Raw genomic sequence first — 15,139 nt, forward strand, 5'->3', positions numbered from 1 at the left:
AATACTTGAGACAATAGAAAATCACTTCCCACATAAGCTTTAATTAACCCTAAAACAAAAGTTTCAACTTCCTTTCTTAAAGCTCAGCGTCGTAACCGTCAAAAGAATAATAACCATGCCGACTATTTGGACAATGGCCAGCTCGTCGCCGAGCAAAACCAGACCAAATAACGAAGCGGTCACGGGTTTTACCATCGCAATGATGGAAGCAGTAGAAGGCGCGGTCCGTTCGATGCCGATCGTATAGAGCGCAAAAGATAGGCCAGCGCCTACAATCCCGATTGCAACAAACCATCCAACATCGCTGGAACTAAACACAGAAGTTGCTTCTTGGACATCTACAAAAAAAGCTAAAACGATACAAAAAGCGACAAAAGCAAGAGTCAATACCATTTGCGGCTTGCCGTTTTCAGAAGCATTTTTAAATCCGAAAATGAATAACGCATAGGAGAGGCCTGCTCCGAGGCCGGTGGCGACACCAATGAGATTGACCGCGGAAGACCCCGTATCATAGGCTTCAGTCAATAGCACGATGCCTGCCAAAACACTGACGATGCATCCCCATTTGAACCAAGTCGATTTTTCCAATCGAAACAAAAAAGAAATAAGCAGGACAAACAATGGCGCGGTATACATCAAGGTCGCTGCAATTGGAACACTGGTCGACTCGATGCTCAAAAAATAAAATGTAAAGTTTCCAGCTACCCCGATACCCGCTACAATTGACCACAAGATTAAACGAAGCGAAAAATCCCTTTGTTTTATTTTGCTTAAAAGAAACCAAATAACAAAACACACTAAGCCAACGGCGCCGCGGTAAAAAGAAATGACCAATGGATCCCATCCCTTACTCAAAAGGATGTCTGCCAAGCCTCCCGTAGCCCCCCAACAAATTGCTGCCAAAATGATCATCGCGCTTCCAGAAAACTTCATAAAGCAAGCTCCTATCTATTCGCATTTTTGCCAGCCACTGCCTACAGCGGTGCGCTTTCCATTTCCCCTACTATAGCCAGCAAAATAATCTCCCAAACTTTTTCCAGTTGCTTGATTGAAAGAAAGTAAAAAAAGTTTTCCTCGCTATTTTTCACGACAAAAAAAGCCGGAGAGGTTCAACCCTCTCCGGCTTTCAAGATCATCTCGCTATTATTGTTTTCTTGTGCGTACAGCGACTGTCGTGATCAACGCTGCAAGCAATAGTCCAGCCAAAGCCCATAGGTAAGGTGTTGTTGAGTTCGCGCTCATGCCGCCCATGCCTGTTGAAGGCATTTCGGATGGCATTTCCGCTTCACCGAACTGTTCAGGGAATTGGTCAGTGATCGCTGCAGACAATCCAGCTGCTGGCATTGTCATGTGTGCGTATGCTTCACGGATCGAAGCGTAAGCTGTTTCGTAATCTCCAGCAACATAGCTGTCGAATGCTGTCAATAATTGTTCAACGTGCGCTGTCAAACCTTCTTCAAGTGCATCAGCCGGGATACGACCTTCAGTTGCTGATTCCAAGAATGCTGCTTGGTCCACGATGTATTGATCCAATTCAGCACGTGCTTGTTCTTGTCCTTCTTCATTGCCTTCACCAGTTGCTGTCACGTAGTCGACAAAGTAACCGATGTGGGATTTCCATGTTTCTTCGAATTGTGCTCCGGCTTCTTCGCCGTAGACAGAACCGACTGCTGCGGAAAGGTCATCTGCGTTGGCCAAAAGTGCGCCAGCTGCCTGGTCGAAGCTTTCCGCTCCATCAGCGCCGTCTTGCATAGCCATTGCCGCAAGCCCAGCATGCTCTGTGAACGTTGTGTTCAAGCTTGCACGTAGATCAACTGCCGGCGTATCCGGGTTTGTGTTATCGAATTTCTCAGGGAACTGGTCCGTGATCGCGATCGACAATGTTTCTGCGAACATGCTCATGTGGTGGATGGATTCGCGCTCCCACTCATAAGCTGTTTCGAAGTCGCCTTCAACGTATGCATCAAACGCACCGATCAATTGATCGACGTGGACATCAAGTCCTTCTACGACTGCTTCTTCAGACAAACGTCCTTCAGTAGCCGTATCGAAGAATTTTGCTTGTTCGACTTTGTATTCTTCCAATTCAGCTAGTGCTTGTTCTCTGCCTTCTTCATTGCCTTCTGCCGTTGCTGTTACATAATCAACGAAATAGCCGATATGTGACTGCCAGATAGCATCAAATTGCTCTGCACCTTCATCACCATAGACTGAAGCGACTGCCGCTTTCAAGTCTTCAGCGTTTGCTAACAATGCGCCGGATGCCTGGTCGAAATCTTCTGCTCCGTCCACGCCTTTACGCATCGCTTCAACTGCAAGGAAAGCGTGCTCAGTTAATACCGTATCAAGTGCGATGCGAAGTTCTGCCGCTTTCGTTGCTGTCGGCGCTTCCATCTGCTGCGTCGATTCACCGTGTCCGCCTCCGTGGCTGTCTGCAAGTGCTGCTGTCGGTACTAGTAGGGATAAGCTTAGTGGTAGTGCCACCATCAATTTGTTCATTTTCATCATCCATCACTCCTCAGTTGTTTTTAGTGTTCTACTAGCTCAACGGAAGGGAGATCAGTTTAGATCACTTTTTTTCAAAAAACTTTTTAAATTGTGGAAATCCATTCATTTCAGCGCTGGCATCAATGCTATGCTTGTTGAAATGAACGGAACAGGAGCTGAACTTATGTCCCCTTGTTGTGAACAGGTCTTTCACCAGCTCGAGCTTGTGGTCGCATCGACCGTCGAATTGATCTCATCTATAGAAGAAAGTGATTGGGAGATACGGCCGACTGACGGAAAATTTTCGATCGGCGAACTCATCGGCCACCTCGCCCTCATTTGCGAAGCGGACTTGCGCATTGCAAACGGAGCCTCCGAATCGGAAATGAGCTCCTTTTACGGCTCCAAGCCGCTTCCATCCAAAGAACAAGCCATTATCGAATTGATGCAAGGCTTCGAACGGCTCAAAAACGTCTATCTTCCATTAAATGAAGGCCAGCTCCAAAAAATGCACACAGCGTATTGGGGCGTCAGCTATAGCCGGTTCGAATGGTTGCTGGAGATGCTTGTCCATCTCACCCATCACCGCGGCCAATTGCATTCGATGATCGTCCATAGCCTCGGCAAAGATCCCAAAACCGCCTTATTTGAATGAGCTTACAGAATCATGTATCTCTGAGCATACATTTTTTTGGTTTCGGGTATGGACAAAGACCTAACTGAAATCGTATAGAAAGCCAGGTGCATTCGTATGTCTCCATTAACCGAACCCGATTTGTCCCGCATAAAAGAATTGAACCCCGATACGCTGGCACAGGAATTTCCCGTACGGCGCATGGTCGTCGAGACCACCCTCTATTCAGCTTATTTTGTGCCAACGCATGGAACGGCCGGACCGCCTTACGATATCCTGATCATTGAACATCCACCTGCCACACCCATTTCGGCCTTTGTTTGGTGCCGGCGCATCCAAGGAAATGGCACCAAGTTGGAAGTCGTGAAAGAAATCACCAACGCCATCGAGTATATGCGAAGCCGTAGCAATAAGTGATTTCGGGCAGGTGACAACATGAACATTTTTTATTTTTTCTATATTTTTTCCATAAATTTCTTTTAAATATAAGTCATATGGGTATTTTTTCTGTACTTTCGTACCGCTAACCTGGGGTATAATAGTCCCCATAATATGATTGCGAAAGGACTGTTCCCGATGCCTCTCGAATTCGCACGTCTTGTGTTCATGGCATTTTCCGTCTTGACGGCCATTGCTGCCTCTTATATTGCCCTTCTTTTAATCGGCCGAATCGCTGACCAAAGCCGTACCCACCCGTTATGGTGGGTCGGCGGCAGCTCATTGGTCTTCGGAATGGGCATCTTTTCCATGCACTTTATCGGCATCTTGACTTACCATTCCGCGGCGCCCGTCCAGTACGATCCGGTATTGCTAAGCATCTCCCTCCTCGGGGCAATCGGCGCTGCGTTTCCTGCCTTCTATGTGTTGCGCACATCCCAGCCGCCCAGAGCTCATTTGTATTTCAGCGGATTTTCCATCGGTTTCGGTGTTTTGTTCATGCACTATATCGGCAACGCCGCGGCCCAGGTTCCCGGAAATCCCCAATTCAATCTCGTGCCGTTTTTATTTTCTATAGCTGTTGCATTCGGCTTTTCGATCGCGGCTTTGCGCATTTTCTCGCGTAACCGCAAGCGTCCGGACTCCCCTGCAAGAAAACTCCTTAGTGCTACCATTCTCGGGACAATGATTTCTGCCGCTCACTTTATCGGCATGCAAGCGGTGAGCTACTCCACTTCAAGCACGGGGCCTGCATCGTTCACCAATATGGGACTCGCTTTTGTCGTATCGGCACTGATTTTACTATTGCTTGCAGTCGCCGGTTACCTTTCTTACCTCGACAGCAAGCAGTTGAGCAATGAACAGCGTTACCTAAAAAAAATCCGTGAAAGCGAGCGCCGCTTCCGCAAGCTTGCTGAATTGTCGCCGGAAGCGATCGCCATCCATAGCGGCGGCAAGCTACTGTATGTCAACAATGCCTGCCTGCGAATGTTTGGCGAATTGGATGCCGAGCAATTGATTGGCACCAATGTACTCGATTATGTTCATCCCGACTACCATGAAACGGCTAAAACGCGCATTGAGTCGATGAATCGGGGCCTCAGCACCCCGCCTGCCGAACAATTGTGGATTACGCCGAAAGGAACCGTCCATGAAGTCGAGCTGACCGGCATGAGCATTGAATTCGAAGGCAATTCCGCTGTCCAGCTGTTGATCCGTGATATTACCGAACAGAAGAAAATTGCACGCGAACTCGAATTGAATCGGCAGCGTTATGAATCCTTGTTCCAAAACAATCCGGACGGCATTTTTTCAATGGATGATTCGGGCCGCTTGATGGACGTCAATGATTCGCTTGTCCGGCTGCTCGGCTATAGCCGGGAGGAATTGACCGAGAAAACCTTCCATACAATTGTGGAAAGTTGCCAGCTCGATACGACCGAAGTGAAGTTCCGCCTGGCGCTCGATGGCATCACGCAGAATTACGAAACGGTTGCCACCCATAAGTCCGGTCACAGAGTGGCGCTGCGCATTACCAATATGCCCATCTTGACCGACGGCACCGTAACCGGCGTCTTTGGCATTGCAAAAGACATCTCCGCAGAAAAGCGGGCGCTTGCTTTGCTTGCTGAAAGCGAGGAAAAATACCGTTCATTATTCGACTACAACTTAGATGCGGTATTTGAAATGGACATAGCCGGTCGTTTCGTCAATGCTAACGGGATGACGGAACAATTGAGCGACTATACCCGCGATGAACTGATCGGCATCGATTTTACGCCGCTGATTGCCGAAAGGCTGGAACGTGTCCAAGCGTTCTTCGCCTCAGCCCTGTCCGGTGAAGCCGTCAATTTTGAACAACGCATCAAGCGCAAAGACGGAGACATCATCGAAGTAGACATCAATGCCGTGCCAAAACGCAGAAACGGCGAAATCGACGGCGTGTTTGCGATTGTCCGTGATATCACTGAGAAGAAAGCAACTGAACAAAAAGTAAATAACCTGGCTTTCACCGACCAGCTCACAGGACTGCCGAACCGCCACTGGTTTTACCAGAACATCCGCGAAGTGCTGTCGCGAACTGAAGAGAACCAGCAGAAAATCGCTGTCCTGCTGGTCGATTTTGATGATTTCAAGAGTGTCAACGACCTCCTCGGCCACTTCGGCGGCGACCAATTCCTGAAAATTGTCGCCAACCGCATCCATTCCTGCCTTGGCCCGCATGACACCATTTCACGCTTTGGCGGCGATGAGTTCATCATCGTTTCCGAAAACACGGATGAACCGCAAGCGCATGCACTAGCCCAGAAGATTCTGCAAGTGATGCGCGAGCCGGTTCAATTGCTCGGACAAGAATTCTCCGTCACTTTAAGCATCGGCATTGCCGTCCAAACGGGATGCGAAAGCGACGGGGAAGAACTCATTAAAGAAGCCGACTTTGCCATGTATTCCGCCAAGGAAAACGGGAAAAATAATTTCCAGGTATTCACCCGCGAACTCGACAGTTTGATGACCCGCCGCAGCCAAATGGAACAGGCGCTGAAAAAAGCACTCGACGAACAGCAATTCACGCTTCATTACCAGCCACAGATCAATTTGGCTAGCAGCGAAGTCCTTGGTTACGAGGCGTTGCTGCGCTGGCAATCGCCATTCGGCAATGTACCACCATCAGAGTTCATCCCGATTGCAGAAGAAACCGGCCTGATCGTGCCGATCGGTGAATGGGCGCTTCGCCAGGCATGCCGTGACGCAAAAGAGTTCTGCGCACTCGGCCAGGCAGCGGAGAAAATTTCCGTCAATGTCTCGGCGCGCCAATTCAAGGACCCTGACTTCAGCGAAAAAGTGCGTGCGATCTTCGTACAGGAAAACACAGACCCAAGCCGCTTCGAAATCGAGATCACCGAAAGTGTCATGCTCGACATTGAACAATCTGCCCGCATCATTTGCGAGCTGAAAGCACTCGGTTTGCGCATCGCCATCGATGATTTCGGCGCCGGCTATTCTTCGCTGAACGTCGTGAAAAACGTCGAAATCGATACATTGAAAATCGATAAATCCTTGATCGATGAAGTGCTCATTAACCGGCGCAATTTGTTCATCCTCGCGGCCATCATTGAGGTCGGAAAAAACCTCGATGCCCGCATTGTCATCGAGGGCATCGAACTTGAAGAGCAGGCAGAACTTTTGCAGCCCTTTGGCATCGTAGGGCAAGGCTATTTGTTCAGCCGGCCTCTGCCGCCGGGAAGCCTCGACGCCTTTCTCAATGAGTCCAAATATATCGCGGCAAGAACTGCAGCGAAGCTACTGGAATAAAAAAGGCGTGCAGCCGGATAAGCTGCGCGCCTTTTTCTTATTCAGTTAATCTTTGCGTGTGTATTTGCGCACTGCCGGCAAAATTTCCGACGACAATAAATCCAGATTGCGCTCGAGGCGCTCCATCGGCACTCCACCGAAATCCATCTGTGCGATATAGCGCTGATGCCCGTAGAGTTCGTGCTGGTAAAGAATCTTTTCGATGATTTGCTGCGGGCTGCCGATATTCATGACGCTTTCTTTCGTCGCGCCGTGCTGGAATGCTTCTTGTGGATAACCGCGGCCATTGGTTTTGACCATCCCTTTATCCACATGTGGATAATATTCCGCAAGTGCCTGCTGCGTCGTTTCGGCGGCGTTGAAGAAGCCGGCTGTCGCAACCGGCAATTGCGCTGCGTCGTATCCTGCTTCTGTCGCGGCATTGCGGTAGGCATCGATAGTCATCTTGAACGTCTCCGCCGGGCCGCCGAGCGTCGCGAGCATCATCGGCACGCCGGCCTGCCCCGCTTTGACGGCGCTTGACGGGTGTCCCCCGACTGCACGCCAAATAGGCAGCCTGCCGCTTTCCGGACGCGGCAAAATCTGTGCATCTTTCAATGATGCACGGAATCGGCCGTTCCAGTTGACGGTTTCTTGTTCATTGATTTCCAGTAACAGCTTGAATTTCTCTTCATACAATTCCTCATAATAGCGGATGTCGTAGCCAAGCAAATCGAACAACCCGACACGCGATGCACGCCCGGCGATGATTTCCGCGCGCCCTTCCGAGATCAAATCGATTGTCGCGAAATCCTCGAAAACGCGCACCGGGTCAGATGTGGAAATGATCGTCGAAGAACTCGACACTTTGATTTTTTCGGTTGCCTGCGCAATCGCCGAGAGGACGACTGAATGCGCTTGCGTCGCGAAATATTCCTGATGGCTTTCGCCGACGCTGAAAAAGTCGACGCCTGCCTGTTCGGCAAGCTGCGCGAAGCGGATGATTTCGCGGACCCGCTCCCCTTCCGATTGCCGTTTTCCTGTATGTGGGTCCGGCAAATGATCGCCGAGTGTATAGATGCCGAACTCGAGGCCGTTGTTCGGATTGATGCGGTATTGTTCCATTTTCTCCGTCCTTTCGCCTTGCGTTTTCCCAATCCTTTTCAGTATAACGGTACGCACGACGGTGTGGAAATCATCCATTCGGCTGAAAAGAGGGAGGAGAAGAGCCCGATCCTGCTGAACTAGTTAGAGAAGAAAGTTACAGCATTAGGAGGCCAATAGATGAAAAAATGGACAGCCGCCGCATTGGTGCTTGCAGGAATCCTGCTCGCTGCCGGATGTTCCGGCGATAACAACGAAGACACAGCAGAAAGTGCAACGCCTTCGAAAATCGATGGGTTTTGGCAAGGCGCGATTGAAGTTCCAGGACAGCCAATTCCGTTTTCGATTGAATTCGCTGGAGACAAAGGCACCTTAAGCATTCCGCTGCAAGGAGTCGAAAACTATCCGTTATCGACCATCAAATTCGATGACCCCGAAGTGGCTTTTGACCTTACCTTGCAAGGCGAACGCTTGGTGTTCGAAGGCACACTGGAATCGGAAAAACTCACCGGCCAGATGACGCAGCAAAACCAGAAATTCTCTTTTGAACTCGAACGCGGCGAAAAAGAACAAGCCGCCGATCCCGAGAAAATCATCGAAACAAAAGTCGAGGGCGGCATGATGCAAGGGCTCGAAGAAATTCCGGAAACTGGCGGGCCCCATCCCGTAGCGATATTGATTGCCGGGTCCGGCCCGACCGATAAAGATGGCAACTCGCTGGCTCTCTCCGGCAAAAACAATAGCCTGAAGATGCTCGCAGAAGATCTCAAGGCGGAAGGCATTGCCGTGATCCGCTACGATAAACGCGCAATTGGCGATAACCGTTCGCTTGCCGTACAGGAATCGGATTTGCGTTTTGACGATTACGTTCAGGATGCAGCCGCATGGGTGCGCTTTGCGAAGGCGGACGAGCGCTTCTCGAAAGTCGCCGTCATCGGCCATAGTGAAGGAGCGCTCGTCGGGCTCGCCGCAGCCAATCAAGAAGGCGTCGATTCCTATGTATCGCTGACGGGCGTCGGGCGCACAGCAGATGAATTATTGAAAGAACAGCTCAGTACTTTGCCTGCCGCACAATTCGAGGAAGCACAAAAGATTCTCGAGCAACTTGCGCAAGGTGAAACGGTAGACGATGTAAGCCCGGAACTGCAGCAAGTGTTCCGCCCATCCGTTCAGCCTTATCTCCAGTCATGGATGGCGTATGATCCGATCGAACAAGTCGAAAAGCTCGACGCGGAGGCATTATTTGTCGGCGGCACGCGCGATTTGCAAGTGCCGGTACGGGATGCAGAACTGCTCCACGAAGCGAAACCCGGTTCCAAACTGCTCATCGTCGATGGCATGAATCACGTCTTGAAACAAGTACCGGATGACCAAGAAGCGAATATGGCTGCTTATGCCGATCCGGAATTGCCGCTCGCTGACGGTTTAGTGAATCGAATCGCGGAGTTTTTGAAAAATTGATTGATCGCAAGTAATGAACTTCCTTTAAAAAATAACCATAAAAATCCGGCTGAACCGAAAAGTTCAGCCGGATTCTTTTATTGGTCCATTAAGCGCTTTTTATAAAGGACAAACGAAATGATGGTCACCACGATTGTCCATACCGCGATAATCACAAGCGGCTTGGCCAAATCACCAGAAGCCGCTCCGACTTCCATAGCCATTAGCAATTCACTCAATTGGCTGCTCGGCAAATAGCGCAGCACTTCCAAAAATGGATACTGTTCTTCAAACGACAATGCAAACGGCCCAGCCGTGAAGATGATCAATACCGGAAACACCGATAGCGAGGCTTCCAGCAAAGTCTTTGAGTACAATCCGCAAATCGTCCCGATCGCTGTATAAAGCAGGATGGAAATCCCGAGCGCCGCCGTCAACAGCAACACATTCGAGGTCTCGTAGCCGAATAAGTAGGTGGTGAACGCCAGGACGGCCGCAGAAATAAGAAACACCAGCGCACTTTTGCCGATTAGCACATCGAGCATCGAAGCCGGGGTCATCATGAGCGAACGCAGCGTATTGCGCTCTTTCTCCTCGGCGATCAAACACGCCTGCACAAAACTAGTAAGCATCGCTAGTGAAAAATTCATGATGAACGCGTAGATCGCCGCTTGATCGCCGGCTTCCGTCCGGTAGAGGAGCGCAAAGACAATCGGGAACACAATCATGATTGATACCGCATAGTTTCTCGAAAATTCCTTATAATCTTTGATGAAAATGGCTTGGATGCGCTTCAGTGATACGTTCATACCAATTCACTCCCCGTCAGTTTAATGAAAATATCGCCCAGGCTCAGCTCATTCGTATACATGCGGTCGATTTGCCCGCGGCTCATCCACCCGGCGATGGCCGCTGCCGAATCCTCGTCCATCGACAGGCGCTCTTTTTCTCCGGACGTCAATTCCACGGTCAGCGTGCCGTCGCGATGTATTTTTTTCAATTCATCAGGGGCCCCGATCGCACGAATCTCCCCTTTATGCAAAATCGCCACGCGTTCACACAGCGATTCCGCTTCCGTCATATCATGGGTCGTCAAAAAGATCGTCGTCCCCCGTTCATTCAAATAGCGCAAGCCTTTATGGATATGTGCCGTGTTGACCGGGTCGAGCGCGGACGTCGGCTCATCCAAAAACAGCAGTTCCGGCTCATGGATGATCGCGCACGCCAACGTGACGCGCTGGCGCATCCCTTTCGACAGCACACTGACCCGCTTTTTGCGGTCGGTATTCAAATTGACGAAATGCAGCACTTGGTCAATGGACGATTTCGGCAAATCATATAAACGCCGAAACACATCCAGGTTCTCTTCAATAGATAAACGCTCATACAAACCGCTATTATCGGTCAAGATGCCGAAGCGCCGTTTCTGGGCGGTTTTTTGCATCATTCTAGACGGCATCTCCATCACGGCAGCATGCCCGTCCGTTGCTTCCAATTGGGCAGTCAAAATCTTGAGCAAGGTCGTTTTTCCGGAACCGCTCGGCCCAAGAAAGCCGAAAATCTCTCCTTTTGGAATTTCGAAGGATACATCTTTTAAAGCCATATTGCCGCCAAATGCTTTTTGGATATTCTGTACCGAAATTGCATTCATGTGCGCCACTCCTTTTCGTTGATGACACCAGCATAGTCAGAAAAAGGAGCAACCGCTTTGTGATTCCGCTAATATGTACCATTTCCCGGCCGAACTGTACCGTGAAATCCGTGATTCGGCGATTATTTCCCGGGAAATTAAATGTTCAGCAGCTCTTTTAATTCAGCCAATTTCGTCCTCGACAGCGGCACGACGGAATCTTTTCCGGTCGTCAAGCGCAGGCTATAGCTGTTTTTCGTCCACGTGATCAATTCCCGCACTTTTTGCAGATTGACGATATACGAGCGGTGGCAGCGGAAAAACCCGTAATGCTGGAGTTTGTCTTCCAATTCCGCCAAGGTGAGTGCGCACGTATAGGTCTCCCCTGCCACATGCACCACAGCCGAGCTATTGATGCTTTCGATATAATCAATTTCGGGTGGGTTGAACAGAATGGTTTTGTCGTTCTTTTTCGTCGGGATTTTTTGGATCTTGAACTCCGCTTCGCCGGTTTCGTGAGCATTTTCCGCTTCATCTTCAGCGTCCGTTATATCCAATAGATGCAACCCCGCTTCATCCAAACGGTAAATTTCGTCGCAGCTGATCAGTGCATCTTCCAGATTGGCAGTGAGAATCAGAATCTGTTTTTCTTCCGATAATTCTTCCAACAGTCGCTTAAATGCCAATTGATCGGGTTCTTCGAGCTGAAAATACGGCTCCTCCAGGACGATGATCGGCTGCTGTGCGTAATAAACGCGTAGCAAGGACAGATAGATTTTCTTCGACGCTGGCAAATCGGCAATTTTCACTTTCTGGTATTCGCCTAATTGAAACAGCTGAAGCATCGAGCGAACCGGTGTGTGGTGGCCGCTGAGCGACTTCATAAAGCGCAGTAACTCCTCGACGGTCAAACGGGTGTATTCGCCTTGTTCCGCAAACGACAAATAGGCATCTCCCCGCTCAGCAAATTGGGCCAAGAGGATTTTCTTGCGCTGGACATTGGTCTGGATGCCTAGTACTTTGCCCTTCTCCATGTCCAATTCCAGCGACGGGATGATTTTCTGTCCGTTAACGCTCATTTCTCGAATGTTCATAAGCTCCTCCTGACTAACGAAAAGATTCTTACATTTATTGTAACCTTTCCTGTGCCGCAAGATACAGTACCGTTTTTGAGAATTACGGTTTTGCCCTACTCCACACAAAAGGCGGCATCCCATTGGATGCCGCCTCATCGTTCAGTTATCGAGTTCACGCACCAAGGTGTGTGCGTATCGGTCATGCGGCATTTGCGCACCCATGTCCTGACCGCGTTGTTTGAACCATTGGAGCGGCATAATCGAATCACGATGTGCCACGCGTTTCAGGATCTGTCCGCCCGTCAGTTCGCCGCCGTCTGCGTTTTCGATTTTGATGCCAGCGACTTGTTGTCCGACGGTCTGTCCGCGTGTCTTCAACTGGACGTATTCAAGCCCCCAGAACACAACGGTCGGCGTAATGAGCGCATGCACCCATTCCTGTTTAATCTTTTTACGCAGCAGCGGTTCCATGACCCCATTCACCGCACCGGAGATCGCAAAATCAATAGCCAGCGCCTTGCCGCGCTTTTTCGTCAATGCATCCATTCCCATTCCTCCCTTATTTTCCGTCTCTTTCCATTATAGCGAATGGACTCCGCAAAGACAGCAAGGGGCTGTATGCGTTATGATAAGGAAAAACCAAGGAAAAACGGGGGGTGACACGCATGGCATTTCTAGTAATTTGGCTGCTGATGATTGCATACGCTGTCTTTTTTGCGCCTTCAGGTTCGGGCGGATATGAATTCGGACCGCTGCTTATGGGTGAATGGGAAGGGGTCGACCCGCTCATCCTCGCTGTCTTCAACTCGCTCGGCATCTTCCCGTTCGTCTTCTTGACGCTTTTGGTGCCGAATGACCGCTTCCGCTGGCCAGCGTGGCCATTCGCGCTCGTATCGTTCGGCGTCGGGGCGTTCTCGCTCTTGCCGTATTTCGCATTCGGCGACAAGCCGCCGGAGAAAAAACGCCGCGGGCCGAATTGGCTGCACCGGATCCTGCGCTCGAAAGCGTGGCTGATCTTCGTCGCCGCCATCAGCATCATCAACTTTCTCACCGTCTTCCGCGGCTTTTCGCCAGAAGCTTACGCGGAAGCATTCCAGACTTCGAGCTTGGTATCGGTCATGACCATCGACTGGTTCGTGCTATGGGGCTTGTCGGTCTATGCCACCTACCGCTTCTTGCCGGAGGCGAACTTCAAGCAATTGGCTTTGTTGCCGGTAGTCGGGCCGATTCTTGTCTTATTGTTCAACCGCACGGCAAATAAAGACCATTAGAAAACGTTCCTGGCACAATGCCAGGAACGTTTTTTCATGTGGAAATTCACTTATTCATTGCAAGATGCCATCAGCATTTTTCTGCTTTTCCGAAGCCCAGTCATACGAACCTTCATGTAAGGTCAGGGTTTGCTGTTCAATCCAAGCAACTTTCGTGAATAGCTTCTGCAAGAAATAACGGTCGTGGCTGATCGCAATGATCGTGCCGTTGAACTCTTTCAAGGTTTCCTCGAGCACTTCACGAGATTCGATGTCGAGATGATTGGTCGGTTCATCCAATATGAGTACATTGCAATCTTCCTGCATGAGTTGCGCAAGACGCAAGCGCATCTTTTCGCCACCGCTGAGATCCTTGACGCGCTTGAAGACGTCGTGGCCGTAGAACAGGAATTGCGCGAGCAAATGTCGGGCGTCTCCTTCTGTTATCGACAACTTGTCGCGGAAGGCTTCAATGACGCGGGCCTCTCCGTCGAACGCCTCGAATTGCTGGGCCAAGTAGCCGATTTTGACATTGCTGCCGCGGCGCACTTCCCCGCCGACCGGTTCGATTTCGCCTAGTAAAATCTTCAGCAAAGTCGATTTTCCGGTGCCATTGTCTCCGACGATCGCCAAGCGGTCCTGCCAATAAACGGACAGCTCGACATCGGCAAACAGCACCTCATCTCCGAAGCCATGGAACACGTCCTGCAGTTCGAATACCCTTTTACCGCTGCGGTCCTTGGCTTGCAATTTTAAGTTCATTGCCTTTTCTACCGACGGCCGCTTCACTTTTTCCATACGTTCGAGCATCTTCTCCATCATTTTTGCTTTGCGGAACAAATCCGGATTCGGCGGCGAGGCTTCATTCGCCCATTGGCGCAAGCGGCGTATGGATTCTTTGATCTTCTGAATTTTCTTCTGCTGTTCTTTATACGCCGCAAATTGCTGTTCCATCTTCGCCTGCTTATTACGCAAATAGGCATCGTAATCGCCTTTGCTTTCCCAAATCTCGCCGTCTTCGATTTCATAGACTTTATGCACGACGTTATTGAGGAACTGCCGGTCATGCGAAATGACGACGACCGTGCCGCTGTAATATTCCAAATAATGTTCGAGCCATTCGATCGCCGACAGGTCCAGATGGTTCGTCGGTTCGTCGAGCAACAGGACAGACGGCTTGCGCAAAATGAGCTGCGCGAGCATCACTTTCGTCTTCTCGCCCCCGCTCAGCGAATCAAACCGCTGGCCCGTCAGATGCGCGACGCCAAGGCCGTTCGAAACGGCTGCGATCTTGGATTCCGTTTCGTATCCGCCGGCTTCCATAAACTGCTCCTGCAGCTCGCCGTATTGCCGCAGCACCCGTTCGTCCGCCCCGTCCGACAGCTGGATTTCCAGTTCACTGAGACGTCTCTCCATTTCGTGCAATTCGCTGAAGCTTTCGTTCAAGACTTCGTACACGCTGTATCCCGGATAATCCGGGATTTGATGCAGATAACCGATTTGCGTGTTCTTCGTCCGGATGATGGTGCCGGCATCCGGCTCTTCCAGTCCCGCCAGCAGCTGGAACAAAGTCGTTTTGCCCGAGCCGTTGCGGCCGACGACGGCGATCCGGTCTTTTTCATTGATTTCGAGCGATAGATTGGTGAAGATTTCATTTCCGCCGATGGATTTCGTTAGTTGTTGTGCTGTGATTTGCATAGTTTACGCCTCCAGGGCGCAGCTGAAAAATCGGTACAAAAAAAGACCGCCCCGTATCGGGCAGTCTTTTCTACTGGTGAAAAGAATGTCA

General features: G+C 50.3%; 13 protein-coding genes. 5 read left to right on the plus strand and 8 right to left on the minus strand.

Annotation, left to right across the window (positions count from 1 at the left end):
* Positions 1-63: 63 nt before the first annotated feature.
* Together DFR62_RS06460 and DFR62_RS06465 are read right to left on the minus strand one after the other, a co-directional pair.
* Positions 64-933 carry a DMT family transporter gene (locus DFR62_RS06460; RefSeq protein WP_121298864.1) on the minus strand — a complete coding sequence of 290 codons (870 nt, stop codon included), beginning with the start codon at positions 931-933 and terminating at the stop codon, positions 64-66.
* Positions 934-1,143: 210 nt separating this feature from the next.
* On the minus strand, positions 1,144-2,508 hold the full coding sequence (locus DFR62_RS06465; protein ID WP_338324990.1) for a copper amine oxidase: 1,365 nt from the start codon (positions 2,506-2,508) through the stop codon (positions 1,144-1,146).
* 163 nt (positions 2,509-2,671) lie between these two features.
* Between DFR62_RS06465 and DFR62_RS06470 the strand changes: the two genes are divergently transcribed.
* From DFR62_RS06470 to DFR62_RS06480, 3 genes are all read left to right on the plus strand, one after another.
* Complete coding sequence (locus DFR62_RS06470) at positions 2,672-3,142, plus strand: DinB family protein (protein WP_121298869.1); 471 nt, start codon at positions 2,672-2,674, stop codon at positions 3,140-3,142.
* A gap of 96 nt (positions 3,143-3,238) precedes the next feature.
* Entirely contained in the window at positions 3,239-3,538 is a 300-nt protein-coding gene (locus DFR62_RS06475; RefSeq protein WP_121298871.1) for a hypothetical protein, read from the plus strand.
* Between the two features lie 159 nt (positions 3,539-3,697).
* Positions 3,698-6,871, plus strand: coding sequence for a bifunctional diguanylate cyclase/phosphodiesterase (locus DFR62_RS06480; protein ID WP_167456521.1), 3,174 nt, complete (start codon positions 3,698-3,700; stop codon positions 6,869-6,871).
* A gap of 45 nt (positions 6,872-6,916) precedes the next feature.
* On the opposite strand, the gene DFR62_RS06485 is transcribed toward DFR62_RS06480, so the two are convergent.
* On the minus strand, positions 6,917-7,975 hold the full coding sequence (locus tag DFR62_RS06485) for an LLM class flavin-dependent oxidoreductase (RefSeq protein ID WP_121299554.1): 1,059 nt from the start codon (positions 7,973-7,975) through the stop codon (positions 6,917-6,919).
* Between the two features lie 159 nt (positions 7,976-8,134).
* Between DFR62_RS06485 and DFR62_RS06490 the strand changes: the two genes are divergently transcribed.
* Positions 8,135-9,415, plus strand: coding sequence for an alpha/beta hydrolase (locus tag DFR62_RS06490; protein WP_121298875.1), 1,281 nt, complete (start codon positions 8,135-8,137; stop codon positions 9,413-9,415).
* A gap of 77 nt (positions 9,416-9,492) precedes the next feature.
* On the opposite strand, the gene DFR62_RS06495 is transcribed toward DFR62_RS06490, so the two are convergent.
* The 4 genes from DFR62_RS06495 to DFR62_RS06510 form a co-directional block, all read right to left on the minus strand.
* Positions 9,493-10,203: an ABC transporter permease gene (locus DFR62_RS06495; RefSeq protein WP_121298877.1), complete on the minus strand. Its 711-nt coding sequence runs from the start codon at positions 10,201-10,203 to the stop codon at positions 9,493-9,495.
* Positions 10,200-11,045 (minus strand): ABC transporter ATP-binding protein, encoded by an 846-nt coding sequence (locus DFR62_RS06500; protein ID WP_121298879.1) that lies wholly within the window; start codon positions 11,043-11,045, stop codon positions 10,200-10,202. The genes DFR62_RS06495 and DFR62_RS06500 overlap by 4 nt, the downstream gene beginning before the upstream one ends.
* 137 nt (positions 11,046-11,182) lie before the next feature.
* Positions 11,183-12,118: a LytTR family transcriptional regulator DNA-binding domain-containing protein gene (locus tag DFR62_RS06505; RefSeq protein ID WP_121298880.1), complete on the minus strand. Its 936-nt coding sequence runs from the start codon at positions 12,116-12,118 to the stop codon at positions 11,183-11,185.
* Between the two features lie 141 nt (positions 12,119-12,259).
* On the minus strand, positions 12,260-12,646 hold the full coding sequence (locus DFR62_RS06510) for an RDD family protein (RefSeq protein ID WP_121298882.1): 387 nt from the start codon (positions 12,644-12,646) through the stop codon (positions 12,260-12,262).
* Positions 12,647-12,765: 119 nt separating this feature from the next.
* On the opposite strand from DFR62_RS06510, the gene DFR62_RS06515 reads away from it, so the two are divergent.
* Positions 12,766-13,371 carry a hypothetical protein gene (locus DFR62_RS06515; RefSeq protein WP_121298884.1) on the plus strand — a complete coding sequence of 202 codons (606 nt, stop codon included), beginning with the start codon at positions 12,766-12,768 and terminating at the stop codon, positions 13,369-13,371.
* Between the two features lie 54 nt (positions 13,372-13,425).
* Here DFR62_RS06515 and abc-f read toward each other — a convergent pair whose 3' ends face one another.
* Positions 13,426-15,048: a ribosomal protection-like ABC-F family protein gene (gene abc-f / locus DFR62_RS06520; protein ID WP_121298886.1), complete on the minus strand. Its 1,623-nt coding sequence runs from the start codon at positions 15,046-15,048 to the stop codon at positions 13,426-13,428.
* Between the last annotated feature and the right edge of the window lie 91 nt (positions 15,049-15,139).

This window comes from Planococcus citreus, from assembly GCF_003664125.1.
In the GTDB taxonomy this organism is placed as follows: Bacteria; Bacillota; Bacilli; order Bacillales_A; family Planococcaceae; genus Planococcus; species Planococcus citreus.